Annotated in this window: 23 protein-coding genes; 4 read left to right on the top strand and 19 right to left on the bottom strand. The window is 66.5% G+C overall.

The window, feature by feature from the left end:
• Positions 1-11 precede the first annotated feature (11 nt).
• The 13 genes from lepA to JL37_RS08450 form a co-directional block, all read right to left on the bottom strand.
• The gene (lepA, locus tag JL37_RS08385; RefSeq protein WP_043543301.1) at positions 12-1,805 is read right to left on the bottom strand and encodes a translation elongation factor 4; all 1,794 of its coding nucleotides are present in this window, start codon (positions 1,803-1,805) and stop codon (positions 12-14) included.
• Positions 1,806-2,038: 233 nt separating this feature from the next.
• Positions 2,039-3,517 carry a DegQ family serine endoprotease gene (locus tag JL37_RS08390; protein WP_043543302.1) on the bottom strand — a complete coding sequence of 493 codons (1,479 nt, stop codon included), beginning with the start codon at positions 3,515-3,517 and terminating at the stop codon, positions 2,039-2,041.
• 39 nt (positions 3,518-3,556) lie between these two features.
• The gene (locus tag JL37_RS08395) at positions 3,557-4,621 is read right to left on the bottom strand and encodes a MucB/RseB C-terminal domain-containing protein (protein WP_043543303.1); all 1,065 of its coding nucleotides are present in this window, start codon (positions 4,619-4,621) and stop codon (positions 3,557-3,559) included.
• The gene (locus JL37_RS08400) at positions 4,621-5,133 is read right to left on the bottom strand and encodes a sigma-E factor negative regulatory protein (protein ID WP_043543304.1); all 513 of its coding nucleotides are present in this window, start codon (positions 5,131-5,133) and stop codon (positions 4,621-4,623) included. Before JL37_RS08400 ends, JL37_RS08395 begins: the two co-directional genes overlap by 1 nt.
• A 12-nt stretch (positions 5,134-5,145) precedes the next feature.
• Complete coding sequence (gene rpoE, locus JL37_RS08405) at positions 5,146-5,745, bottom strand: RNA polymerase sigma factor RpoE (protein ID WP_043543305.1); 600 nt, start codon at positions 5,743-5,745, stop codon at positions 5,146-5,148.
• Between the two features lie 489 nt (positions 5,746-6,234).
• Positions 6,235-7,464 carry a beta-ketoacyl-ACP synthase II gene (gene fabF / locus JL37_RS08415; RefSeq protein ID WP_043543308.1) on the bottom strand — a complete coding sequence of 410 codons (1,230 nt, stop codon included), beginning with the start codon at positions 7,462-7,464 and terminating at the stop codon, positions 6,235-6,237.
• Positions 7,465-7,656: 192 nt separating this feature from the next.
• Positions 7,657-7,896 (bottom strand): acyl carrier protein, encoded by a 240-nt coding sequence (gene acpP, locus JL37_RS08420; RefSeq protein WP_003813816.1) that lies wholly within the window; start codon positions 7,894-7,896, stop codon positions 7,657-7,659.
• A 213-nt stretch (positions 7,897-8,109) separates the two neighbouring features.
• Complete coding sequence (gene fabG / locus JL37_RS08425) at positions 8,110-8,862, bottom strand: 3-oxoacyl-ACP reductase FabG (protein WP_043543310.1); 753 nt, start codon at positions 8,860-8,862, stop codon at positions 8,110-8,112.
• Positions 8,863-8,867: 5 nt separating this feature from the next.
• Entirely contained in the window at positions 8,868-9,803 is a 936-nt protein-coding gene (gene fabD, locus JL37_RS08430; protein WP_043543311.1) for an ACP S-malonyltransferase, read from the bottom strand.
• 96 nt (positions 9,804-9,899) lie between these two features.
• The gene (locus JL37_RS08435; protein WP_043543312.1) at positions 9,900-10,886 is read right to left on the bottom strand and encodes a beta-ketoacyl-ACP synthase III; all 987 of its coding nucleotides are present in this window, start codon (positions 10,884-10,886) and stop codon (positions 9,900-9,902) included.
• Positions 10,886-11,953 carry a phosphate acyltransferase PlsX gene (gene plsX / locus JL37_RS08440; RefSeq protein WP_043543313.1) on the bottom strand — a complete coding sequence of 356 codons (1,068 nt, stop codon included), beginning with the start codon at positions 11,951-11,953 and terminating at the stop codon, positions 10,886-10,888. The genes JL37_RS08435 and plsX overlap by 1 nt, the downstream gene beginning before the upstream one ends.
• Positions 11,954-12,012: 59 nt before the next feature.
• The gene (gene rpmF, locus JL37_RS08445; protein WP_043543314.1) at positions 12,013-12,195 is read right to left on the bottom strand and encodes a 50S ribosomal protein L32; all 183 of its coding nucleotides are present in this window, start codon (positions 12,193-12,195) and stop codon (positions 12,013-12,015) included.
• Between the two features lie 52 nt (positions 12,196-12,247).
• Positions 12,248-12,940 (bottom strand): DUF177 domain-containing protein, encoded by a 693-nt coding sequence (locus JL37_RS08450; RefSeq protein ID WP_081955007.1) that lies wholly within the window; start codon positions 12,938-12,940, stop codon positions 12,248-12,250.
• A gap of 72 nt (positions 12,941-13,012) precedes the next feature.
• Between JL37_RS08450 and JL37_RS08455 the strand changes: the two genes are divergently transcribed.
• The 3 genes from JL37_RS08455 to JL37_RS08465 are packed head-to-tail and all read left to right on the top strand — an operon-like array spanning position 13,013 to position 15,174.
• Positions 13,013-13,615 (top strand): Maf-like protein, encoded by a 603-nt coding sequence (locus JL37_RS08455; RefSeq protein ID WP_043543316.1) that lies wholly within the window; start codon positions 13,013-13,015, stop codon positions 13,613-13,615.
• Positions 13,616-13,674: 59 nt separating this feature from the next.
• Positions 13,675-14,385 (top strand): SAM-dependent methyltransferase, encoded by a 711-nt coding sequence (locus tag JL37_RS08460; protein WP_043543317.1) that lies wholly within the window; start codon positions 13,675-13,677, stop codon positions 14,383-14,385.
• A gap of 3 nt (positions 14,386-14,388) precedes the next feature.
• Positions 14,389-15,174, top strand: a complete 786-nt coding sequence (locus tag JL37_RS08465; protein ID WP_043543318.1) for an N-acetylmuramoyl-L-alanine amidase — start codon at positions 14,389-14,391, stop codon at positions 15,172-15,174.
• Positions 15,175-15,185: 11 nt separating this feature from the next.
• On the opposite strand, the gene msrQ is transcribed toward JL37_RS08465, so the two are convergent.
• The 4 genes from msrQ to JL37_RS08485 all read right to left on the bottom strand — a co-directional run bounded on the left by msrQ (position 15,186) and on the right by JL37_RS08485 (position 18,580).
• Positions 15,186-15,824, bottom strand: coding sequence for a protein-methionine-sulfoxide reductase heme-binding subunit MsrQ (gene msrQ / locus JL37_RS08470; protein WP_043543319.1), 639 nt, complete (start codon positions 15,822-15,824; stop codon positions 15,186-15,188).
• Between the two features lie 7 nt (positions 15,825-15,831).
• Positions 15,832-16,794: a protein-methionine-sulfoxide reductase catalytic subunit MsrP gene (msrP, locus tag JL37_RS08475; RefSeq protein WP_043543320.1), complete on the bottom strand. Its 963-nt coding sequence runs from the start codon at positions 16,792-16,794 to the stop codon at positions 15,832-15,834.
• Positions 16,795-16,947: 153 nt separating this feature from the next.
• Positions 16,948-17,616 carry an HAD family hydrolase gene (locus JL37_RS08480; protein WP_043543321.1) on the bottom strand — a complete coding sequence of 223 codons (669 nt, stop codon included), beginning with the start codon at positions 17,614-17,616 and terminating at the stop codon, positions 16,948-16,950.
• Position 17,617: 1 nt separating this feature from the next.
• Entirely contained in the window at positions 17,618-18,580 is a 963-nt protein-coding gene (locus JL37_RS08485; protein ID WP_231570317.1) for an RluA family pseudouridine synthase, read from the bottom strand.
• 528 nt (positions 18,581-19,108) lie between these two features.
• On the opposite strand from JL37_RS08485, the gene JL37_RS08490 reads away from it, so the two are divergent.
• Complete coding sequence (locus JL37_RS08490) at positions 19,109-22,156, top strand: Rne/Rng family ribonuclease (protein ID WP_043543323.1); 3,048 nt, start codon at positions 19,109-19,111, stop codon at positions 22,154-22,156.
• 157 nt (positions 22,157-22,313) lie between these two features.
• Here the strand turns inward: JL37_RS08490 and JL37_RS08495 are convergent, their stop codons facing one another.
• Both JL37_RS08495 and accD read right to left on the bottom strand, forming a co-directional pair.
• Positions 22,314-22,862, bottom strand: coding sequence for an acyloxyacyl hydrolase (locus JL37_RS08495; protein WP_043543324.1), 549 nt, complete (start codon positions 22,860-22,862; stop codon positions 22,314-22,316).
• 264 nt (positions 22,863-23,126) lie between these two features.
• Positions 23,127-24,002, bottom strand: coding sequence for an acetyl-CoA carboxylase, carboxyltransferase subunit beta (gene accD, locus JL37_RS08500; RefSeq protein ID WP_043543325.1), 876 nt, complete (start codon positions 24,000-24,002; stop codon positions 23,127-23,129).
• Positions 24,003-24,006: the final 4 nt, after the last annotated feature.

A 24,006-nucleotide genomic window follows, 5' to 3' on the forward strand; every position in this document is an offset into this window, starting at 1 on the left:
TCTTTTTGGTTCTATTTGTCTTCCACTTGCAGGATGGCGAGGAACGCCTCCTGCGGGATTTCCACGCTTCCCACCTGCTTCATGCGCTTCTTGCCGGCCTTCTGCTTTTCAAGCAGCTTCTTCTTGCGCGAGATGTCGCCGCCGTAGCACTTGGCCAGCACGTTCTTGCGCAGGGCTTTCACGTTCTCGCGCGCGATGATCTCGGCGCCGATCGCGGCCTGGATGGCCACGTCGAACATCTGCCGCGGAATCAGGCCGCGCATGCGGGAGACCACGTCGCGGGCGCGGTGGCGCGCATTGCTGCGGTGGACGATCACGGCCAGCGCGTCGACGCGGTCGTTGTTGATCAGCAAGTCCACGCGCACCACGTCGGCGGAGCGGTACTCCAGGAACTCGTAGTCCATGGACGCGTAGCCGCGCGACACCGACTTCAGCTTGTCGAAGAAGTCCAGCACGATCTCGGCCAGCGGGATCTCGTACACCAGGTGGACCTGGCGGCCGTGGTAGCTCATGTTGATCTGGACGCCGCGCTTGTTGTTGCACAGCGTCATGACCGGGCCCACGTAGTCCTGCGGCATGAAGAGCGTGACCTTCACGATGGGCTCGCGGATTTCCTGGATCTTGCCCACTTCCGGCATGCGCGACGGGCTTTCCACGGTGATCACGGAGCCATCGCGCTGCTCGACCTCATACACCACGGACGGCGCCGTGGTGATGATGTCCATGTCGAACTCGCGCTCCAGCCGCTCCTGCACGATTTCCATGTGCAACAGGCCCAGGAAGCCGCAACGGAAGCCGAAGCCCAGCGCCTGCGACACTTCCGGTTCGAACATCAGCGCGGAATCGTTCAGCTTCAGCTTTTCCAGCGAATCGCGCAGCTGGTCGTATTCGGAGCTTTCCACCGGGTACAGGCCCGCGAACACCTGCGGCTTCACTTCCTTGAAGCCCGGCAGCGGGGTCGCGGCCGGCTTGTTGGCCAGCGTGACCGTATCGCCGACCTTGGCGTCCGCCAACTGCTTGATGCCGGCGATGATGAAGCCCACTTCGCCTGCGGACAGATGCGGGCGCTGCTGCGACTTGGGCGTGAACACCCCGGTCTGCTCGCACAGGTGGGTGGCGCCGGAGGCCATCAGCAGGATCTTGTCCTTGGGCTTGAGCACGCCGTTGATGATGCGCACCAGCATGACCACGCCCACGTAGTTGTCGAACCACGAATCGATGATCAGCGCCTGCAGCGGCGCCTCGGGATCCCCCTCGGGATGCGGCACGCGGGCGACGATGGCCTCGAGGATCTCGTCGATGCCCATGCCGGTCTTGGCGCTGGCCAGCACGGCCTGCGAGGCGTCGATGCCGATCACGTCCTCGACTTCCTGGCGCGCGCCCTCGGGATCGGCCTGCGGCAGGTCCATCTTGTTCAGCACGGGCAGGACTTCCACGCCCAGTTCGATGGCGGTGTAGCAGTTGGCCACGGTCTGCGCTTCGACCCCCTGCGAGGCGTCGACCACCAGCAGCGCGCCCTCGCATGCCGACAGCGAGCGGCTGACTTCATATGAAAAGTCCACGTGCCCCGGGGTGTCGATCAGGTTCAGGTTGTAGACCTTGCCGTCCTGCGCCTTGTAATGCAGGGCGGCCGTCTGCGCCTTGATGGTGATGCCGCGCTCGCGCTCGATTTCCATCGAATCGAGGACCTGAGCCGACATTTCGCGGTCCGCCAATCCGCCGCAGCGCTGGATCAGGCGATCGGCCAGGGTCGATTTGCCGTGATCGATGTGGGCAATGATGGAGAAGTTGCGGATATGCTGCATGCTTGAAATTATAAGGGGACGGAACACTCGGCACAGGGCCGGAAGACACCGCCGCCGGAGTACGCACGGCTGACGAGAGGAGTGCCTGTGGGCAGGTAACCCGGGCAAAACGAGGGGGCGCCATGCGCCCCCTCTTGCGGCAACCAGGCATTTTAGCCGTTCTTGAGCCGTTTTTGCCGAAGGGCCGTTCCTAAGGCAAAAAGGCGCGCCCCAGAGGGCGCGACAAGTTCAATCTACTTCAAAGCGGGAACGGCCACCCATTGCGTCTGGTCGCCGCGGCGCACCAGCAGGCCCGCGGCCCGTCCCTTGTCCAGCTTGGAGACGAGTTCGCCGAATTGCTTGGCGCTGGTCACGTCGGTGTCGTTCAGGGCCAACACAATATCGCCTTCCTGCAGGCCGGCCTTGGCGGCCGCGCCTTCGGCGATCTTCACCTGGACGCCGCCCTTGATGCGCAGCTTCTTCTGCACGTCGGCGGGCACGTCGGTCACGCCCAGGCCCAGCGCATTGGTGGCTTCCGGCACGGGCGCCGCGCCCGGCTTGCCCGCGGCTGGCGTCTTCTCGGTTGGGATCTCCCCGACCTTGACCGTCAGCGTCAGGGTCTTGCCCTTGCGCCACACCTGCATGTCGGCGCGGGTGCCGGGCTTGGTTTCGCCCACGATGCGCGGCAGGTCCGACCAGCGCTTGATCGGCTCGTTGTTGAACTTCAGGATCACGTCGCCCGGCTGCACGCCCGCCTGTTCAGCGGGGCCGTCGGCTTCCACGCTGCTCACCAGCGCGCCCTCGGCCTTGGGCAGGCCGATGGCTTCGGCCACGTCCTTGCCCACTTCGCCGATCTGCACGCCGACGCGGCCGCGCGTCACCTTGCCGGTGGCGCGCAGCTGGTCCACGACGCGCATGGCCTCGTCGATGGGGATCGCCAGCGAAATGCCCATGAAGCCGCCGCTGCGCGAAATGATCTGGGAATTGATGCCCACCACTTCGCCGTCCAGGTTGATCAGCGGGCCGCCCGAATTACCCGGGTTGACCGCCACGTCCGTCTGGATGAACGGCAGGTATTCGCCGGTGTCGCGGCCGATGGCGCTGACGATGCCCGACGTTACGGTGGAATCCAGGCCGAACGGCGAACCGATGGCCAGCACCCATTGGCCCTTCTTGAGCTTCTTCGGATCGCCGATGACCAGCGGGGTCATGTCCTTGGCTTCGATCTTGATGAGCGCCACGTCGGTGCGCTCGTCGGTGCCGATGACCTTGGCCTTGAACTCGCGGCCGTCGGTCAGGGTGACGTAGATGTCCGTCGCGTCCACGACCACGTGGTTATTGGTCAGGATGTAGCCGTCGTCGGAAATGAAGAAGCCGGACCCTACGCCGCGCGGCACGGTGCGCTCTTCGGGCTGGGGCTGCTGCGGGCGCTGGCGCGGCGTAGGCGCGCCGCCGCCCGGCGGCTGGAATTCAGGGCCGAAGAACCAGCGGAACAGTTCGTATGGATCGTTGCCGCCGCCAGGGCCCATTCCGCGCACCGGCACGGTCGCCGTGGTGCGGATGTTCACGACCGCGGGATCGGCCTTTTCGACAATGCTCGTGAAGTCAGGCAGTACCACGCCGGGCGACTGGGCAAACGCCGCGGGCGCCTGGGCGACGGACATCGCCACGCCCAGCGCCGCCGCCGCCAGAAAGCGCCGGAAAAACACATTCGACACGGTCATTGCTTTCATAGACATACTCCGAAATTGCTGCTTGCCGCGCCCGACGGATCAGTTGGACCCGGCGGCGGGCACGTATTCTGTGGACTCTGCCAGCTGCTCCAGCGTCGCCACGGGCACCTCACCCACAGCCGTCAGCCAGAAATCCGCGATGCGCGTGCCATATACGGTAATCGAGCCCCGCTGCGCCGCGCCATGGGGCGGACGGTGGCCGCGCTGGCTGTCGTACGGTTCGATGAATACCGAAATGGCCGCCAGCCCGTCGGACAGCACCATTTGGCTGACCGTGGCGCCGCGGCCCATGGCGCGCGCCACCTGCATGACCGGCTTGAAGCCCTTGGGGGCCGGGATGCGCCAGCCCTGGGCGGCCAGGTCCACCGGCTTCATGGAGGCTTCGAGCACCTTCCAGTCGCGCGTGCTCCAGCGCGATGCCAGCAGCTGGGGATCGACCTCCGAGCCCAGGCGCAGCGAGGTGAAGGACACCTGCTCCACCACACCGCGGGCGGCGTTCAGGGTCTGGGCCTTGAGCAGCAGATTGGTTTCGACGTCCGCGCAGAGGCGGTAGCCGTAACGCAGCTTGTCCAGCGGCTCTATCGTGATCAGGCGGCATTCCCGGCCGGCCACGCGATGCAGGGCCGATTCGGTGCGGATCTTGTAGTTTTCGGTCAGGTCCGCGGCGTCTCCGAGGAGCAGGCCGGGAAAGCGGTCTCCCCGGCGGCGCTCGATCAGCACCGTCTTGCGCTCGGGGATCAGGCACTGCACGTCATCGTTGTGGCGCAGGTATTCCCGGGGCTGGCCGTCGAGGATCTCCAGGCGCTCGCGCTCGCCGGTGCCGTCCAGGACGTGCACGAGGCGCGAGGATTGGATCGTCTCGCCTTGCTGGTACATGAAGACGCCGGCGTAGTCCTGCTTGCGGGCCGCCTGCTGGATGCGGGTCAGGAGCTGGACCACGTCGTCGGTGGCGGCCGGCGCGGCGTCGGCGGCGCGCGCCGGTTCGTGCGCGGCCAGGAAAGCGGTCAGGAGCGTTGCGGCGAGCCAGCCGGCGCGGTGGGCCTGCAGTGATGCAGCGCGTCCCAGATTCAGCACCGGCCAGCGTGATGGAAGCACCAGCGCCATCAACGCCCCGCTCCCACGTCGAACGACACCTGCCGGACGGCGCTGGGGCCGGCCATCTGGCGGTGGGCTTCCAGGTAGTCGCGCAGGCCGGAATCATCCGCGGCGGACGCCGATACCGGCGCGCTGGCGTCGGCCAGCACGCGAACTTCCCCGCCCGACTCGCCGGTCAGGTAGGGTTGGGCCACCCACGCGACGGTCGCCACGGCGGCGGCCACGGCCAGGCCGGACAGGCCTACCCGCAAAGGCGAACGGCGCCGAGGCGCCGCAACGATAGGCAATTCCGCGTCCAGGGCCCGTGCCAGGCGGGCCTGGAAGGCCGCACTGGGGGTCAGCGCCAGGTCGGCGTTGCGCAGGGAATCACCGATCAAGTGATAGGTGTCCCAGGTCTCGCGTCCCTCGCGGGACAACAAGCCGGGAAAAATATCGTCGGATTCCTCTCCGTCCATCCAGGCGGAGACCGACTCCTCCCAGGAGGACTCGGAGATCACGACGGATTTGGCTGCTGTTTGCATGACTGCCACTCCTTACCAGCGACGCTCGTCATCGGTGCCTAGCAATGGGCGCAATTTGGTGGCGATGGCTTCACGCGCACGAAAAATGCGGGAGCGCACCGTACCGATCGGGCAGTCCATGCTCTGGGCGATGTCTTCGTAACTCATACCTTCGATTTCACGCAGGACGATTGCAGTGCGCAATTCTTCAGGCAATTCCTCAATGGCCGCGTTCACCGTTTCGGCGATTTCGCGGCTGGCGACCATGGATTCCGGCGTGCTTATATCGGTTAGGTTGTCGGTTTCGTTAAAAGTTTCACCGTCTTCCGTTTCTATCGCGTTGGGCGCGCTGGGACGCCGGCCCTGAGAGGCCAGCCAGTTGCGCGCCGTATTGATGGCGATACGATACAGCCAGGTGTAGAAGGCGCTCTCGCCCCGGAACTGGGGCAGGGCCCGGTAGGCCTTGATGAACGCCTCCTGGGCCACGTCCTCGATTTCCGCCGGGTCGCGGATCATCCGGGCCAGCAGACGGAGAATCTTGCGCTGGTACTTGAGCACCAGCAGGTCGAAGGCTTTCTTGTCGCCTCGCTGGACGCGCGCGACAAGCTCGGCGTCGACTTCGCGCTCGCTCATGACGCCTCCCGCGGGCGGGCCGCCGGCTGGGCGCGCCGCGCCGTGCCCGTCAGCAGGCAAAGGCGCCGCCAGGACTCGGGTCGCAACGTCCGCTGCCAGACGGTGAGGGTGATTTTGCTAGGGGTAAAGGCCGTACTCCCGGTGGGCAAGGGCTGCAAAGTGAGCGTGAGCCAGCGAGGGCCGCGCTGCTGGTCCAGAAGACTTGCGTCCTGCCAGCCTTGCGGCAGCCGCAACTGCCAGCGCCCTGCCCCGGCTGCCGTGCGCAGCGCGGATACCGGGGACGGGCCGCTCCGTGCGGAGTGTAACAGCCCGGCCAGCGCGAGCAGCAACGCCGCCGCGCACGCCGGCCCGGCCATGCCGTGCCAGGAAGCGGCCGTCAGCGCGCTGCCCGCGGCCAGGGCCAGCGCAAGGCTGTAGATCGCCTTGGCGCCCCGTGGACGCGAGACAGGCACGCGAAACGACCAACGCCCCCCGACCGGGCCTTCCAAATCAGATCCGGCGAACGGCCATGGAGCCGTTGGTGCCGCCGAAACCGAACGAGTTGGACAGACCCACGTCGATCTTCATCTGCCGCGCCTCATTGGCGCAGTAATCCAGATCGCATTCCGGATCCTGGTTGAAGATGTTGATCGTCGGAGGCGAGACCTGGTTGTACACGGCCAGCGTGGTGAACACCGCCTCGATGCCGCCCGCAGCGCCAAGCAGGTGCCCGGTCATGGACTTGGTCGAGTTGACCACCAGCTTCTTGGCGTGGTCGCCGAAGGCCAGCTTCAACGCATCGGTCTCGTTCTTGTCGCCCAGGGGCGTCGACGTGCCGTGCGCGTTGACGTACTGGACGTCATCGATGTTCAGGCCGCCGTTGCGCAGCGCGTTCACGACGCCGCGGCGCGGGCCGTCCTTGTCCGGAGCGGTGATGTGGTGCGCGTCGGAGCTCATGCCGTAGCCCGCGAACTCGCCATAGATGCGCGCTCCGCGCTTCTTGGCGTGCTCGTACTCTTCCAGCACCAGAACGCCCGCGCCCTCGCCCAGGACGAAACCGTCGCGGTCGCGATCCCAGGGACGCGAAGCCGTCTGAGGATCATCGTTGCGGGTCGACAGGGCGCGCATGGCGGCGAAACCGCCGATGCCCAGCGGCGACACGGTCGACTCGGCGCCGCCAGCCACCATGACGTCGGCATCGCCGTACTCGATCAGGCGGGCGGCATCGCCGATGCAATGCAGGCCCGTGGTGCAAGCCGACACGACCGCGTAGCTCGGGCCCTTCATGCCATAAGCGATGGACAGGTGACCGGAGATCAGGTTGATCAGCGAACCCGGCACGAAGAACGGCGAAATGCGCCGCGGACCCTTGGACAGGTATTCGACCTGGGTTTCTTCGATGCGCGGCAAGCCGCCGATGCCGGAACCCACGATCACGCCAATGCGCTCGGCATTGGCTTCGGTGACTTCCAGGCCGCTATCGCGCCATGCCTGCATCCCGGCAGCCAGCCCGTAATGGATGAACGTATCCATCTGGCGGGCTTCCTTGGCCGAAATATAGGCGCTGATGTCGAAGTCTTTGACTTCGCCGGCAATGTGCGTGGTGATGGCCGAGGGATCGAAACGGGTGATGCGGCTGATGCCAGAACGTCCGTTGACGATATTGTCCCAAGCGGTGGTCAGGTCGTTCCCCACGGGAGAAACGATACCCAGGCCGGTGATGACGACACGTCGCTTCACGGATGACTCCTCAAACAGACAAAAGAAAGGCGGCTTTCGGGATGCGCTGCACGTGCGGCCCACGCAAAAGCGGGTCGGGCTTTACCACGCCCTTCCCGCATGCGGACCACACGGCAAATTCCTGAAACCGCCCCGATTTTCCAGCTGGCTCCGAAGTCCGTCCCCGGGCCACCAGAAGGGTATAAGCCTAGCTTACTGCTTGCCGTGCGAATTGATGTAGTCAATCGCTTGTTGCACGGTCGTGATCTTTTCGGCCTCTTCGTCGGGGATCTCGGTCTCGAATTCGTCTTCGAGCGCCATGACCAGTTCGACCATGTCGAGCGAATCGGCACCGAGGTCGTCAAGGAAGGAGGATTCGTTCTTGATCTCGGCTTCGTTGACGCCAAGTTGTTCAGCGACGATCTTCTTGACGCGCTGTTCGATGCTTTCCATGCAGATCTCCAATTGGGAAAAATCCCGCGAATTATAGCCAAGCGCGGAGTATTGCGACGCCTGGCCGTGACAAAAATAACACCGCGCACTTGATCTGTCGCCGGAAATGGCGCAGGAAACACGTGTGCGGCGTTTCCGGTTGAACCGCGCTTTGCCTTGCCGGCTGCCCGGCTGCGGCGCGGCGGCCTGGGCCGCCTTCGCGCGATTCTTGATTTATTGCATGTACATCCCGCCGTTGACGTGCAGGGTGGTGCCGGTAATGTAACCCGCCTGCGGCCCGGACAAAAATGCCACCGCGTGCGCAATGTCCGTCGGCGAACCAAGGCGGCCCAGCGGAATCTGCTGCAACAGGGCCGCAGTCTGGCTTTCGCCCAGGGCCCGCGTCATGTCGGTATCGATGAATCCGGGGGCCACGCAGTTCACGGTGATGTTGCGGCTGCCCAACTCGCGCGCCAGCGCGCGCGACATGCCGGCCACGCCGGCCTTGGCGGCCGCGTAATTGGCCTGGCCGGGATTGCCGCTGGAGCCCACCACCGAGGTCACGTTGATGATGCGTCCCCAACGAGCCTTCATCATGCTGCGCAACACCGCGCGCGACAGGCGGAACACCGATGCCAGGTTGGTATCGATGACGGCCGACCAGTCTTCGTCCTTCATGCGCATCGCCAGCGTATCACGCGTGATGCCGGCGTTATTGACGAGGATGTGCGGGCCGCCGCCTTCCTTGCCCAGCGCATCGATCAAGGCGTCGCAGGCCGCCGCGTCGGTCACGTCCAGCACCACGCCGCGGCCGCCGAACGGGGCCAGCGCTTCGGTGATGGCCGCCGCGCCCGACTCGGACGTGGCGGTGCCGACGACGGTGGCGCCTCGCGCAGCCAGTTCCTGGGCGATGGCGCGGCCGATGCCGCGCGTGGCGCCGGTCACCAGCGCGATCTTGCCTTGCAGTTCGATCGAGGTGTTGTCCATGTTCGTTAATTTCCGTTGACGGCGGCCAGCGCGGCTTCGAGCGAAGCCGGATCGGTAATGGCCATGCCCGTGAGTTCGGGATCGATGCGCTTGGTCAGGCCGGCCAGCACCTTGCCGGGGCCGCACTCGATGACGTGGGTGACGCCTTGCGCCTTCATCGCGCGCAGGGTTTCGACCCAGCGCACAGGATGCCATGCCTGCCGCACCAACGCATCCCGGATTGCCCCAGGTTCAGCGGGCGAGGCGACATCGACGTTGTTGATGACCTGCAACTGCGGCGCGGACACCGCCACGCCGGCCAGCGCGCTGGCGAGCACGTCGGCCGCGGGCTTGAGCAGGCTGGAGTGGAACGGCGCAGACACCGGCAGCAGCAGCGCGCGCTTGGCGCCCGCCGCCTTGGCTGCTTCGCAGGCGCGCTCGACTGCGGCCTTATGGCCGGCGATCACGACCTGGGCGGGCGCGTTGAAGTTCACGGCCTCGACGACCTCGCCCTGGGCGGCGGCGGCGCAGGCCGCGCGCACGGCGTCATCGTCCAGGCCCAGGATGGCGGCCATGGCGCCGGTGCCGACCGGCACGGCCGCCTGCATGGCATCGGCGCGCACGCGCACCAGGCGCACGGCGTCTTCGAGCGTAAGCGAACCGGCGGCGGTCAGCGCGGCATATTCGCCCAGACTATGGCCGGCCACGACGTCCGGCTTGCGGCCGCCGGCCGCGCACCAGGCCGCGTACAGCGCGACGCCGGCCGTCAGCATGGCGGGCTGGGTGTTGGTGGTCAGGTTGAGCTGCTCGGCGGGGCCCTGCGCGATCAGCGCGCCCAGGTCCTGCCCCAGGGCTTGGGACGCCCGCGCCACGGCATCCGAGACGGCCGCGACGCCAGACCAGGCGTCCAGCATGCCGACAGCTTGAGAACCTTGGCCAGGAAAGACAAAAGCAATTTTCATGGTTGACCGTATGGATTGATTCAGTGTCTGTGTGGAATGTCGGGCGCGCTTGCGCGGCGGTTGCGGCGCTGGCGCCGCCTCCGGCCGGGCACGCCCTTACATGCGAGCCAGGACCGAGCCCCAGGTAAAGCCGCCGCCCACGCCTTGCATCAGGACCAGTTGGCCGGGCTTGACGCGGCCATCGCGGCGCGCGGCGTCCAGGGCCAGCGGCACGCTTGCCGCGGAAGTGTTGGCGTGGCTGTCGACGGTGATGACGACTTTCTCGACCGGCACGGACAGCTTGCGCGCCAGGAAATTCAGGATGCGCACGTTGGCCTGGTGCGGAATCAGCCAATCGACCTCGGCGAGGTCGACGCCGGCCTCGGCGCAGGTGTCGCGCGCGGAACGGTCCAGTACGGTAACGGCCTGCTTGAACACGGCCTGGCCATCCATGCGCAGGAACGGATCGCCGGTGACGTCGCCGTAGGCCACGTTGCCCGCGGCGTTCAGGATCTTGCCCTGGCTGCCGTCGGCATGCAATTGCGCGGCCAGGATGCCCGGCTTGTCGGAAGCCTTCAGCACCACGGCGCCCGCGCCGTCGCCGAACAGCACGCAGGTGCTGCGGTCGTTCCAGTCCAGGATGCGGGAAAAGACTTCGGCGCCGATGACCAGCGCGCAGCGGGCGCGGCCGGCGCGGATGAAGCTGTCGGCGGTGGTCATCGCGTAGACGAAACCGCTGCACACGGCCTGCACGTCGAACGCCGCGGAGCCCTTGGCGCCCAGGTTGGCCTGCACGATGCAGGCGGTGCTCGGGAAAACGAAGTCGGGCGTCGAGGTGGCCAGGACGATCAGGTCGACCTCGGACGCGTCCACGCCCGCGTCGGCCAGCGCGCGGCGCGAAGCCTCGGTCGCCAGCTGGCTGGTCGTCACGCCGCGCTCGGCCAGATGGCGCTGCCGGATGCCAGTGCGCTCGACAATCCACTCGTCGGAGGTGGCGATGTCGCGCGTCGCCAGTTCCGCTGCCAGATCGTCGTTCGAAACCACGCGTTCCGGCAGGAAGCTGCCGGTGCCCGCGATCACGGAGTATTTCATTGCGGTATCCATCAAGCGGTGTCCCCAGCCACGTTTTGCGTCGGCGCCGAGGAGACGCCGCCGGATTGAACGCGCTTGGTAATCTGAGCGACCGTCTGAGCGGTGCGCTCCAGCAGTTTACTCACTACGGCCTCACGGGCGCGCTGCAGAGCGAACCCGTACGCGTAGACGTCCGCGGAGCCGTGGCTCTTGATGACCACGCCGCGCAAGCCCAGCAGCGCGGCGCCGTTGTAGCGCCGGTTGTCGACGCGGGTGCGCAGGCGGTTGAGCACCGGCTTGGCCACCGCGCCGGCAAGCAGCGTGATCAGGTTGCGTTTGAACTCTTCGCGAATGACGCTGGAGAGCATCTTCGCCAGCCCCTCGACGGACTTGAGCACGACATTGCCGACGAAACCGTCGCAAACGACGACGTCGACCGTGCCCTTGAAAATATCGTTGCCTTCCACGTTGCCGTAGAAATTGAGCGGACTGCTGCGCAGCAGTTCAGCCGCTTCCTTGACGACTTCGTTGCCCTTGATGACTTCTTCGCCGATATTGAGCAGGCCCACGGAGGGGTTCTCGCGATGGTCCACCGCCTGCGACAGCGCGGCGCCCATGATGGCGAATTGCAGAAGGTGCTCGGCCGTGCAGTCCACATTCGCACCCAGGTCCAGCACCGTGGTGGCGCGGCCCGTCTGGTTCGGAATGGACGTGGCGATCGCGGGGCGGTCTATGCCGTCCAGCGTCTTGAGCACGTAGCGTGAAATGGCCATCCAGGCGCCGGTGTTGCCCGCGGAAACGCAGGCGTCGGCGCGCCCGTCCTTGACGGACTGGGCGGCCAGGCGCATGGAGGAGTCTTTTTTGCGGCGCAGGGCGACCTCGACCGGGTCGTCCATGGTGACGACCTCGGAAGCCGCCACGATCTCAATGCGATCGCGCGCCACGTTGCGGTGCTCGGAGAGCGCCGCTTCGATAGCGTCGGGAAGCCCGACCAGCAATAGCCGGGTATCCGGAAATTGCCGGGCGAACTCGATCGCAGCCGGAATCGTGACGGGCAGACCGAAGTCTCCGCCCATACAGTCTATGGCGATGCGTATCACGGGTGCCAGGTATCAGCGCTCAGCCGAGTTGGTCCGAGTACGAGTTCGGCCCGGGGGCCTTATTCGTCGGCCTTGGTCTTCAGGACCTTGCGGCCACGGTAGAAGCCGTTGGGGCTGATGTGGTGGCGCAGATGCGCTTCGCCCGTGGTGGGCTCGATCGCGGTCGGCGGGTTCACCAGAAAATCGTGCGAGCGGTGCATACCGCGCTTGGACGGGGACTTCTTGTTTTGTTGAACGGCCATGATGACTCCTAGAAACGGGGCGCATTGTACGCGATGCGGCCCGATGTTGATCTCAATCTTTGTGCTTCAGTTGTTCCAGCACCGCAAACGGCGACGGACGCTTGACAACGGGCTCCTCGGGAGGAGCTTCGCCGACATTGGCCTGCGCGCCCGGGCATACATCATGCTTGGGCACATACGGAACGCTCAGAATGAGCTCATCTTCGACCTGGGCCAGCAGATCGAAATGATGTGAACCCACCACCTTTTCAGGCAGGTTGGACACAAAACCTTTTCCTTCTTCGTCTTCGCCGTCCTCGTCTTCGATGCCGCCGGAATGTTCTCCGGAAGCAAAGCCGTCATCGAGATCGTCTTCGGACTTGACCAGCTGCAGCAGGACTTCGCTGTCGACCGGGTACGCGAACGGCGCGTTGCACCGCTGGCACACGACCACCGGATTCGCGCGCACGTGTAGATGCAGCAGCGGCTGGCCCGCGAGGAGCCCGGACTTGCCTTCTTCCCCGCGTACGGACCAGTGCGCAAGGCCGGCTTCGCCCGCGGGCTGCTCGGGCAGCCCGTCGACGAACCTGGTAAGCCGCACGAGCGGCACGCTACCCTGCGCTTCCTTGCCCAACCGGGCAAAAGCGAACGCGTCGATGCGCCTTGCATCTACCGGCGTTGCACCCGCGGCACGGGCGACCCCGCCCTCACCCTGGCCACCCGCGCTTTTGCCAAGCTTCCCGCCTGCCAAGCCCTTGGTGTTCATGATGATGTTCCTGCAAAAATGCCGCAAAACGTTAGATAATACTGTGACTTACGTATCAACGTCAAATATCGCATGCCCTTGAAGCCCAGCCTCATCCTCGCCTCCAGCTCACGCTACCGCAAAGAATTGCTGTCCCGCCTGCGCCTGCCGTTTACCGCCATTTCCCCGGACGTGGACGAAACGCCACAACCCGGCGAAATACCCGAGGCCCTGGCCCTGCGCCTGTCCGTGGCCAAGGCCATGGCGGTGGCGGCGAACCACCGGGGCAGCATCGTGATCGGCTCGGACCAGGTGGCCACGGTGGACGGGCAGCCCATCGGCAAGCCAGGGGATTTTCCGCGCGCCCTGGCCCAGTTGCAGGCATTGTCGGGCCAGGTAGTGGAATTCCATAGCGCCCTGGCGGTCACTGACGGCCAGCGCGTGGAAAAAGCCGACATCATCACGCGCTGCCGTTTCCGGCGCCTGACGGACCAGGCGATCGAAGCCTATTTGCGCGCCGAGGAACCCTACGATACCGCAGGCAGCGCCAAGGCGGAAAGCCTGGGAATCGCACTGATGGAAAGCATCCAGAGCGACGACCCGACCGCCATCATCGGCCTCCCCCTGATCGCCCTGACGGGCATGCTGGCGCGATTCGGGCTGGATCCCCTGGACGCCCCGGGAGCCCCCGCATGAACAGCCCGGCCGCCCCGCAGGCTCATGGCGCCGAAGCGCGCCAACGCGCAGGCGCTCCAATGAACGGCGCCCTGCACCTGATCCCCGTCGGCCTGGGCGACGCTCCGCCCGAGCGCTGGCTGCCCGCCGAGGCGCGCGCCCTGGCCGGCCGCCTGGACACCTATATCGCGGAAAACGCCAAGACCGCCCGCGCGTTCCTCAAATTGATCGGCACGGTCCGGCCGCTCCAGGAAATCACCATCCACACCTTGAGCGACAAGGTCGACGCGGCCCAGATCAAGGCGTGGCTCGCCCCCATCAAGGCCGGGGCCGAAATCGGACTGGTTTCCGAAGCGGGCTGCCCCGCCGTCGCCGATCCGGGCGCCAAGGTCGTGGATGCCGCCCACAAGCTGGGCATGACCGTCAAACCCTGGGTCGGCCCCTCTTCCATCCTGCTGGCGCTGATGGCGAGCGGGCTGGACGGCCAGCGCTTCGCGTTCCACGGCTATGCGCCCGTGGACGCCGCGGAGCGCGCCAAGCAGTTGCGCGCCTGGGAGCAGCACTCGGCCCGGCACAACCAGACGCAGATGCTGATCGAAACGCCCTATCGCAACGCCGCAATGTTCGCGACGCTGCTGGCCAGCCTGAAAGGCGACACCAGGCTCTGCGTGGCCCGCTCGGTAACGACCGCCGACGAATGGATCGTCACCCGCAGCGTGTCCGATTGGAAGCAGCAGCCGGCGCCCCAGCTCGACAAGCTGCCCACGCTGTTTCTCTACCTGGCCCGCTGAACCATGTTCCGCCCGACCACCGCGCTGCTGGCCGCGGCAGCCCTGGCGGGATGCGCGGCGCGCGGCCCGGCCGGCCTGGACCTGAACACCTCGGTCACCGCCGTCAGCCAGTCCAGCCGGGTCCGCTCCATCGTGCTGCACTACACCACGGTCGACGACGCCAGCTCGTTGCACCTGCTCTCCAAAGGCAAGGTCAGCGCCCACTATCTGGTGACAGACTCCGGGCGAACCTACCGGCTGGTCGACGAAAACCGCGCTGCCTGGCACGCCGGTGCCAGCTCCTGGTACGGCAACATCGCCATGAACAGCACGTCCATCGGCATCGAAGTCGTCAATCCCGGCTGGACGGACGGCCCCGACGGCAAGCCTCTGTGGCACCCCTACAACGATCGCCAGTTGCGCGCGCTGACCATCCTGCTGCGCGACATCATCCAGCGCCAAGGCGTCGCGCCCGAGAATGTGGTGGGCCACAGCGACATCGCGCCCCAGCGCAAAGTGGACCCCGGCCCTCTTTTCCCCTGGAAGGCCCTGGCGGATGCCGGGATCGGACGCTGGTACGACGAGACCGGCGCGGCCGCACACCTGGCCCGCTTGCAGTCGCAGGGCATACCGGACATCGCCTGGTTCCAGCAGCAATTGCAGCGGCTGGGCTACGCCTGCCCCCAGGACGGCGTGCTGGACAAGGCCACGATCAATGCCCTGGCGGCGTTCCAGATGCATTACCGCCCCGCCCTGCACGACGGCCAGCCGGACGCGGAGACCGCCGCCATCATGCTGGCGATGCTGTAGCGCGCCTTCCGCTAGGAGCGGCGGCGCAACCACGCCACCACGCGCCAGCCCAGCAGCAGGGCCAGGACGGAGGCGTAGGCCAAGGGCTGCGCATAATCGTTCTTGCCCGCCTTGTGCCACCAGTAATGCAGCACGGCCAGCAGGCCTATGGCATAGACGGCTCGATGCAGGCTTTGCCAGCGCTTGCCCAGCTTGCGCATGGCCCATTGCGTGGATGTGGCCGCCAGCGCGGCCATCAGCACGAATGCCGCGAATCCCGCCGTAATGAAGGGGCGTTCGCCGATATCGCGCAACATCGCCGCCGGATCCAGGCCGCGGTCCCACCAGACCCAGGCCATGAAATGCATGGCCCCGTAGAAAAAGGCGAACAAGCCGCACATGCGCCGCAGCCGCACCAGGGCTGGCTGGGCGGTCAGCCGGCGCAGCGGCGTAATGGCCAGCGTGACCAGCAGGCAGACCAGCGTCCAGGTGCCGGACGAACGGGTCAGGAACTCAACGGGGTTCGCGGTCAGGCCGTCGTTCGCCCCCAGCCAGAACCAGCGCGCGAACGGCGCCAGCCCCAGCAGGAACAGGACAGGCTTGAAACGTCCGACCGCCTTTGCCGACAGCTGGGCCTTGCGCGGCGGCGCCTGCGAAATGCCATCGGGCATGGGCGCCTCAGTAGTTGGCCTTCAGGTCCATGCCCTGATAGAGCGAAGCGACCTGTTCGCCGTAGCCGTTGAACATCAGCGTCTTGCGCTTGGGCGAGAACAGGCCATCCTCGCCGATGCGGCGTTCCGTGGCCTGGCTCCAGCGCGGATGGGGCACGTTGGGGTTCACATTGGCGTAAAAGCCATATTCCTGGGACGCGGCCTGCATCCATGACGAAACGGGCGCCTTTTCCACCAGGCGGATCTTCACCAGCGACTTGGCCGACTTGAAACCGTATTTCCAGGGCACGGCCAACCGGAGCGGGGCCCCATTCTGGTTGGGCAGCACCTTGCCATAGACGCCAAAAACCAGCATGGCCAGCGGGTTCATCGCTTCGTCGATGCGCAGCCCCTCGACATAAGGCCATTCCAGGATCGCGGCGCGCACGCCTGGCATGTTCTCGCGCTGCACCGCGGTCACGAACTCCACGTATTTGGCATTGCCCGTGGGCTCGACCTGCTTGAGCAGCGCCGAAAGCGAATAGCCCACCCAAGGTATGACCATGGACCAGCCCTCGACACATCGCAGCCGGTATACGCGCTCTTCCATGGGGGCCAGCTTGAGCAGCTCCTCGATGGAAAAGGTGCGTGGCTTGCCGACCTCGCCCTCCACGCTCACGGCCCAGGGACGCGTCTGCAACTTGCCCGCGTTGGCTGCCGGATCGCCCTTATCGACCCCGAACTCGTAGTAATTGTTGTAGGACGTGACGTCGGCGAACGAGGTCTGCTTGTCCATGACGCTCAACGCCGGATTGGCCTTGCCCGGAAAAGCGCCGGCATCCTGCGCGAATGCGCTGCGCGCGGCCCAACCGGGCAGGCCGGCGGCGGCCGCGACCAGCCCCGCCCGCAGCATCAGTTCGCGGCGCGAGCGCCAGACGGCCTCGGAGGTGATCTCGGAGGGAAGAATATCGTCGGGCTTGCGTATCAGCATCATGGTCTCCGGTGTGGCGCCTGCGGAATCACGCCCCGCGCAACCCATGGACGACGCGGGGCTCCATGATATTCCGCGGCGCGCGCGGAGATTGCGGGTATCTCTTATAGACCCGCCCGCAAGCCGGACGTTCCGCGCCCGGCGGATCCGGGCCTACAGTTCGGCGCCCGCCACCACCCTGGGCAGCAGCCACTGGCGCACGCCAGGCACGCTGTCGAGCACGGCCTGGGGCGCGCACCCCTCAAGTTCCTTCAAGGTGTGCGCGCCGTAGGTCACGCCCAGCCCGTGCACGCCCGCGTTGGCCGCCATCTGCAGGTCGTGCGAGGTGTCGCCGATCATCACGACGCGATCCGGCGCAACGTCCAGCTCCTGCATCAGTTCGTGCAGCATCGCGGGATGCGGCTTGCTGAAGGTCTCGTCGGCGGTACGAGTGGCGTCGAAAAGCGGCCCCAGGCCGGTCGCCGCCAAGGCGCGGGTCAGGCCGACGCGGCTCTTGCCGGTGGCGACGGCCAGGCGCACGTTCTGCCCGGCCAGTTCGGTCAGCAGTTCCTGCACGCCCTCGAAGAGGCGCAGCTCGGGGTCGCGCAGCAGGTAATGCGTGCGGTAGCGCTCCAGGAAACGCGGCAGCATGGCTTGCGTCAGTTCGGGAACGGCCCGCCGCAGGGCGCTTTCCAGGGACAGACCAATCACCCAGCTGGCATCGGACGCCGATGGCACCGCCAGGTCCAGGTCACGGCAGGCCCCCTGGATGGCGGCCACGATGCTGTGCGTGGAATCCATCAGGGTGCCATCCCAGTCAAAAACGACCAGCGAATACGACATATCAGACCGACTCCAGTTGTTTCAGTATTTTCACGCATGCCGGGGGCAGCTCGGCGGTAAGCGTCAGGGGCTCGCCCGTAAGGGGGTGGGCCAGGGTCAATTGGTGGGCATGCAGGAACATCCGGCCAAAACCCATGCGCGCGAAGTGCGCCCGCACCTCGTCATGGCCGTACTTGTCGTCGCCCACGATGGGAAAGCCGCTGGCGGCCAGGTGCACCCGGATCTGGTGGGTGCGGCCGGTGCGCAGCTCGGCGTCGACCAGACTGTAACCGCCGAAGCGGCGCTTGAGCGTGACGATGGTATGCGCCGACTGCCCGTCCGGATCCACCTTGACCCGGCGCTCTCCGGATTGCGTGGTCCATTTGGACAGGCCCAGCTTGATGTGCTGGCGGTCGTTGACCCAATCGCCTTCCACCAGCGCCAGATAGTGCTTGTCCCCTTTTCCCTCGCGCAGCATGGCGTGCAGCGCCAGCAGCGCGCTGCGCTTCTTTGCCACCATCAGCAGGCCCGAGGTCTCCCGGTCCAGCCGGTGCACCAGTTCAAGGAACTTGGCGTTGGGCCGGGCGGCGCGCAGCTGCTCGATCACGCCGAAGGAGACGCCGCTGCCCCCGTGCACGGCCACGCCGGCGGGCTTGTCCACCACCAGCAGCGCGTCGTCTTCGAACACGATGGGGAACTCCGCCCCGGGCACCGGCCGGGGTGCGCCCGGATCGGGCAGCCGCAACGGCGGGATGCGCACGATATCGCCTTCGGCGATGCGATAGTCGGCCGAGATACGTCCCTTGTTTACCCGCACCTCGCCGCCGCGGATGGCCTTGTAGATATGGGTTTTGGGGACGCCCTTGCACAGCCTGACAAGGTAGTTGTCCAGGCGCTGGCCGGCATGCTCGGCGCCCACCTCGACCATGCGGACGGCGGGAGCGGCTTTAGAGGGAGATGAAGGGGAGGAAGTTTCTTTGCGCATTGCGGAAAGCGACATATAATCGGGACAGCCTAAAGGGGCTGAACTAGCCGCCTGACGTAGAGATGCAACTGTACGCAACTCCGTCGAGCGCGTGGGCCGCCATTGTACTGCCTGCTCATTCAGTCCCTGGGTCTCTTGGTCGCCGGCGCAACCGCGCCCTGCCGGATAGTGGTGTGGCATTCATTTTGCCCGCTGTCCCAGCAGGTCCGTTGCATGCCGCAAGCGGCTCTGAAGCACTGCAAGAATCGTCGCATATATTTAAAGCACCAGCTGCGCGTGGGCAACCATTCCGACCGCAACTGCCGTTCACAGCAATCTTTCCGTCAAACCACATTCAGTGAAGCTGACCCTCCTGCTGACAGAACCCCGTGCCCCACGGCACGACGTGCCCGCCTGACCCGCGGCGGATACGCCTGGGCGCCGCCCAGGTACGGTCCGCATTCTTTCTTGCCCGCTTCAGCCCGCAGCCCGAGTGACCCGAGGTCACGCGCCGATATCGGCGCGTCATGACAACGGAGAACCCCTCTCATGAAGCGCATGCTGTTCAATGCGACGCATCAGGAAGAATTACGCGTCGCTATCGTCGATGGGCAGAAACTCATCGACCTCGACATCGAGACTGCCGGCCGCGAACAACGCAAAGGCAACATCTACAAAGGTGTCATCACCCGGATCGAACCCGGCCTCGAAGCTTGCTTCGTCAACTACGGTGAAGACCGTCACGGCTTCCTGCCCTTCAAGGAAGTGGCCCGCAGCTACTTCAAGGAAGGCGTGGACGTCCGCAGCGCCCGCATCCAGGACGCCCTGCGCGAAGGCCAGGAACTGATCGTCCAGGTCGAAAAGGAAGAACGCGGCAACAAGGGCGCCGCCCTGACCACGTTCATCTCGCTCGCCGGCCGCTACCTGGTCCTGATGCCCAACAACCCCCGCGGCGGCGGCGTTTCGCGCCGCGTCGAGGGCGAGGACCGCCAGGAACTGCGCGACACCATGGAGCAGCTCGATCTGCCCCAGGGCATGAGCATCATCGCCCGCACCGCCGGCATCGGCCGCAACGTCGAAGAGCTCCAGTGGGACTTGTCCTACCTGTTGCAGCTCTGGACGGCCATCGACGGCGCCGCGCGCGACAACTCCGCGCCCATCCTGATCTACCTGGAATCCAGCCTGGTCATCCGGGCCATCCGGGACTACTTCTCCCCCGAAATCGGCGAAATCCTCATCGATACCGACGAGATCGCCGACCAGGCCACCGCCTTCATGAGCGTGGTGATGCCTGACAACGTCCAGCGCGTCAAACGCTACCGCGACGACATCCCCCTCTTCTCCCGCTTCCAGATCGAACACCAGATCGAAACGGCGTACTCGCGCACGGTGCAGCTGCCTTCGGGCGGCGCCATCGTGATCGACCACACCGAAGCGCTGGTGTCCGTGGACGTCAACTCGGCCCGCTCCACGCGCGGCGCCGACATCGAGGAAACCGCGCTGCGCACCAACTCGGAAGCGGCGGACGAAGTGGCCCGCCAGCTGCGCCTGCGCGACCTGGGCGGCCTGATCGTCATCGACTTCATCGACATGGAGGACAGCAAGAACCAGCGCGCCGTCGAACAGCGCCTGCGCGATGCCCTCCATTTCGACCGCGCCCGCGTCCAGATGGGCAAGATTTCGCGTTTCGGCCTGATGGAGCTGTCGCGCCAGCGCCTGCGCCCCGCCCTGAATGAAGGCTCGCACATCACGTGCCCGCGCTGCAACGGCACCGGCGTGATCCGCGACGCCGAGTCCAGCGCGCTGCACGTCCTGCGCCTGCTCCAGGAAGAGGCGATGAAGGAAAACACCGCCGCCGTGCATGCCCAGGTGCCGGTCGACGTCGCCACCTACCTGCTGAACGAAAAGCGCGCCGACATCACCAAGATGGAAGCCCGCCTGAAGGTCAACCTGCTGCTGATCCCCAACAAGCACCTGGAGACCCCGCACCACCACATCGAGCGCCTGCGCCACGACGATCCCCGCCTGGAAGAACTGAAGACCAGCTTCGAACTGGTCGAGGCTCCCGCCACGGACGCTCCCTGGCAGCCGCGCGAGCACGAGGTCAAGTCCCGTCCGGAAGCGCTGGTCAAGGGCATCACCCCCTCGCAACCCGCCCCCGTTTCGACGCCGGCTCCCGCAGCCGCCGCAGCGCCCGTCCCGGCAGCCTCCGGCGGCTTGGGCGGCCTGTTCAAGCGCCTGGTCGGCTGGCTGACCGGCAGCCCCGAAACGGCCAAGCCCGCCCCCGCCGCCCAGGAAGACAGCGCCAAGCGCGCCACGTCCGGCCGCGGCAAGGGCCGCGCAGGCCATGACGGCCAGGAACGCCGTGGCGAGCGCCACGGTTCGGACCGCAACCGCAACCGCCGCGGCGAATCGCGCGGCGAAGGCGCGGAAGGCAGCGAAAGCGGCCGCCATCACGTGCGCGGCGGCCGTCGCGCCGAAGGCGAACGCCAGGAACGCGGCGAGCGCCACAACCGCAACGAAGCCCGCAGCGAGCGCGACACCCAGGCCACCCAGTCGGCCCTGGCGTCCAACCGCCCCGAGCAAGCCGAGCAATCCGCCGGGGAAGACACCGGCGCTGGCCGCAACCGCCGCCGCGGCCGTGGCCGCAACCGCCGCGAAGAGGGCCAGTCCGATGCGCCGATGAGCGTGCAGGAAAGCATGGTCGCCGCGCTGGCCCAGACGGTCGCCACCGCCCTGCCCGACGCCGCCCAGCCCACCTCGGAAGCCCCCCAGGAAGCCGCTGACGCCATCGAGCAGACCGCGGATGCCGTTCCGGGCGCCGAAGGCGCGGAAAACGCCGCCGATCCGGAACGCAAGCGCCGCCGCCGCCGCAGCCGCCGCGGCCGCCGCAGCCAGGAAGAAGGCAGCCTGGCCGCTGGCGACGAGCAGCTCGAGGAAAGTGCCGACGAGGAAGCCGGCGAGCAGCAGGAAGCCACGGCAGCCCAGCCCGCAGAAGCGCCCGCGCAGGCTGAGCACGCGAGCCCCATCCAGCCGGCAGACGCCGCGCCGGCCCCGGTCGAGCAGGCCGAAGCTGCTCCGGTCGAAGCCCCGCGGGCACAACAGGCCGAAGCCGAGCCCGTGCAGGCGCAGGCCGCCGAAGAGCCCGCCGCCGAAGCCGAGCAGCCCGCTCCCGCCGTCGAGGCGACGCAGCCGGTCGTCGTGCAGCCCGCCAGCGAAGTCTCCGCGCCTGTGGCTCCCGCCGCCCCCGTGGAAGCTGCCGCAGTCGAACCCGTGGCTACGCCTCCCGTCGCGCCGGCCCAGCCGGAAGCTCCCGCCCCAGCCGCAGCGCCTGCCCCGGCCCCCACCGAACCGGCTCCGGTCAGCGCGCAGCAGCCTATCGTGGTGCCCGCCGCCGCCCCGTCGGCCAAGGCCCAGGCCCTGCACGACGTGGTGAACGCCGCCGGCCTGCAGTGGGTCGAAACCGATCCGGACCGCCACGCCCAGACGCAGTTGCGCATCGCCGCCTCGCACAAGCCGGCCCGTCTGGGCCGCGAGCGCAAGCCGGTCGCGCCGGTCTCCAACGAACCCCTGGTTCAGGTCGAGACGCGCCACTAAGCCGGCCCCAGGCCGCACAAGAAGCCCCCGCCATGCGGGGGCTTTTTTTCGCTGCCGGAAAAGCGGTGGAGGAGATTTGCAGCCAGAGCCCGCCCTGCGGCCCGGTAACAAAAAAAGCCCTCGGTCTCGAGGGCTTTTCAATTTGGACTGCGGGTATTCAGAACTGGTAGGTGTAGGTAAGCTGCACCACGTCCAGGCCGGGATTGGGACGCTTGATGCTGGCGTTCGAGAAGTGCGAATAACGCAGCCCGATACGGTTGTTCGGCGTCACCAGGAAGCCCAGGCCGATGTGATCGCCGAACTGGAAGGCCGTGCTGATGTTCTCGTCGGCGAAGCGCGTGCTGGAGAAGAGCGTGGCGCCGATGCCGGCCTCGATGTAGAAGCGTTCGCCCGTCCACCAGCGGAACATGGGGATGGCGCTGAATTGCCAGACGTGCCCGGGCGAGCGCGAACCGTTCGCCTGCCAGTACGAAGCGCCGAATTCCGGGGTCAGGTCCAGCCGGCCCCAGTTGCCGCCGAAATGGTGGGTCCAGACCGAAGGCGTTTCGTAGTTCAGCGTCAGGCGCTGGTAGTGGTCTCCAATGCCGTAGTGCAGGCTCACGCCGCCTTGGGTGCCATCGGACGACTGGGCGCTTGCGAGCGTGGCGGTTGCGGCCAGGGCCAGCCCGGCAAGGCGTGTAAGCATTTTCTTCTTGGTCGACTGCATTGGAATTACTCCGTAGATTTCAACTCTAGATCGCAACATAGCAAAATACGGGCCACGCGACTTGATTTGTGTCGCACGCAGGCAACATCACGGATGGAAAACACTGTTCCGTAAAACAGCCGCCACAAACCCGCCAGGCATGCCGGGGGTACTGCGCGCGCCCCCACGAAAATGCCGCCGGAGGGCTCGGCCCGCCGACGGCATTTTGCTACTGCCAGCCCCCGCCGCCTAGTGGCGATTGGTCCGGGAATCGGAAGGGATTCGTCAGGCCGTGACCACGTCCGCCGGCTGGTTGGTCAGCAAGGCCAGCAGGCGGGCGATCTCCTCGCGCAGCTGGCGGCGGTCCACCACCATGTCGATCGCTCCCTTCTGCAGCAGGAACTCGGCGCGCTGGAAGCCTTCCGGCAGTTTTTCGCGCACGGTCTGCTCGATCACGCGCGGGCCGGCGAAGCCGATCAGCGCCTTGGGTTCGGCGATGACCACATCGCCCATGAAGGCGAAGCTGGCCGACACGCCGCCCATGGTGGGATCGGTCAGCACGCTGATGAACGGCAGGCCGGCCGCCGAGAGGCGGGTCAACATGGCGTTCGTCTTGGCCATCTGCATCAGCGACAGCAGGCTTTCCTGCATGCGCGCGCCGCCCGAGGCGGCCACGCAGATGAAGGAAGTCTTGTTGTCCAGGGCGGCCTGGGCGCCGCGCGCGAAGCGCTCGCCGACCACCGAGCCCATGGAGCCGCCCATGAATTCGAACTCGAAGCAGGCCAGCGTCGCCGGCACGCCGCGGATCGAGCCGCTCATGACCACCAGGGCGTCGGTTTCGCCGGTCTGCTTGACCGCTTCCTGGAGGCGCTCGGGATACTTGCGCGTGTCCTTGAACTTCAGGGAGTCGACCGAGCGCGTGGTCTGGCCGATTTCAACGCGGCCTTCCATGTCGAGCAGCGAATCGATGCGGGCGCGGGCGCCGATGCGCATGTGATGGTCGCACTTGGGGCAGACATGCAGGTTGGCGGCCAGGTCTTCGCTGTACAGCACCGATTCGCACGACGGGCATTTCACCCATAGGCCTTCGGGAACGCGGCGGGCGCCGCTGTCGCTGGTTTTGTTGATGCGAGGAGGCAGGAGTTTTTCGATCCAGCTCATTGTT

Origin of the sequence: Achromobacter sp. RTa, from assembly GCF_000757485.1 — a bacterium.
Classification (GTDB): domain Bacteria; phylum Pseudomonadota; class Gammaproteobacteria; order Burkholderiales; family Burkholderiaceae_B; genus Achromobacter.

Coding starts and splice junctions, on each gene's coding strand:
- JL37_RS08495 (WP_043543324.1), bottom strand. CDS start 22,862: ATGCAGTCGACCAAGAAGAAAATGCTTACACGCCTTGCCGGGCTGGCC.
- JL37_RS08490 (WP_043543323.1), top strand. CDS start 19,109: ATGAAGCGCATGCTGTTCAATGCGACGCATCAGGAAGAATTACGCGTC.
- accD (WP_043543325.1), bottom strand. CDS start 24,002: ATGAGCTGGATCGAAAAACTCCTGCCTCCTCGCATCAACAAAACCAGC.
- JL37_RS08395 (WP_043543303.1), bottom strand. CDS start 4,621: ATGGCGCTGGTGCTTCCATCACGCTGGCCGGTGCTGAATCTGGGACGC.
- JL37_RS08465 (WP_043543318.1), top strand. CDS start 14,389: ATGTTCCGCCCGACCACCGCGCTGCTGGCCGCGGCAGCCCTGGCGGGA.
- JL37_RS08480 (WP_043543321.1), bottom strand. CDS start 17,616: ATGTCGTATTCGCTGGTCGTTTTTGACTGGGATGGCACCCTGATGGAT.
- rpoE (WP_043543305.1), bottom strand. CDS start 5,745: ATGAGCGAGCGCGAAGTCGACGCCGAGCTTGTCGCGCGCGTCCAGCGA.
- JL37_RS08460 (WP_043543317.1), top strand. CDS start 13,675: ATGAACGGCGCCCTGCACCTGATCCCCGTCGGCCTGGGCGACGCTCCG.
- JL37_RS08450 (WP_081955007.1), bottom strand. CDS start 12,940: ATGAACACCAAGGGCTTGGCAGGCGGGAAGCTTGGCAAAAGCGCGGGT.
- rpmF (WP_043543314.1), bottom strand. CDS start 12,195: ATGGCCGTTCAACAAAACAAGAAGTCCCCGTCCAAGCGCGGTATGCAC.
- msrQ (WP_043543319.1), bottom strand. CDS start 15,824: ATGCCCGATGGCATTTCGCAGGCGCCGCCGCGCAAGGCCCAGCTGTCG.
- JL37_RS08435 (WP_043543312.1), bottom strand. CDS start 10,886: ATGGATACCGCAATGAAATACTCCGTGATCGCGGGCACCGGCAGCTTC.
- JL37_RS08400 (WP_043543304.1), bottom strand. CDS start 5,133: ATGCAAACAGCAGCCAAATCCGTCGTGATCTCCGAGTCCTCCTGGGAG.
- JL37_RS08455 (WP_043543316.1), top strand. CDS start 13,013: ATGCCCTTGAAGCCCAGCCTCATCCTCGCCTCCAGCTCACGCTACCGC.
- JL37_RS08390 (WP_043543302.1), bottom strand. CDS start 3,517: ATGAAAGCAATGACCGTGTCGAATGTGTTTTTCCGGCGCTTTCTGGCG.
- JL37_RS08485 (WP_231570317.1), bottom strand. CDS start 18,580: ATGCGCAAAGAAACTTCCTCCCCTTCATCTCCCTCTAAAGCCGCTCCC.
- fabD (WP_043543311.1), bottom strand. CDS start 9,803: ATGAAAATTGCTTTTGTCTTTCCTGGCCAAGGTTCTCAAGCTGTCGGC.
- acpP (WP_003813816.1), bottom strand. CDS start 7,896: ATGGAAAGCATCGAACAGCGCGTCAAGAAGATCGTCGCTGAACAACTT.
- lepA (WP_043543301.1), bottom strand. CDS start 1,805: ATGCAGCATATCCGCAACTTCTCCATCATTGCCCACATCGATCACGGC.
- fabG (WP_043543310.1), bottom strand. CDS start 8,862: ATGGACAACACCTCGATCGAACTGCAAGGCAAGATCGCGCTGGTGACC.
- msrP (WP_043543320.1), bottom strand. CDS start 16,794: ATGCTGATACGCAAGCCCGACGATATTCTTCCCTCCGAGATCACCTCC.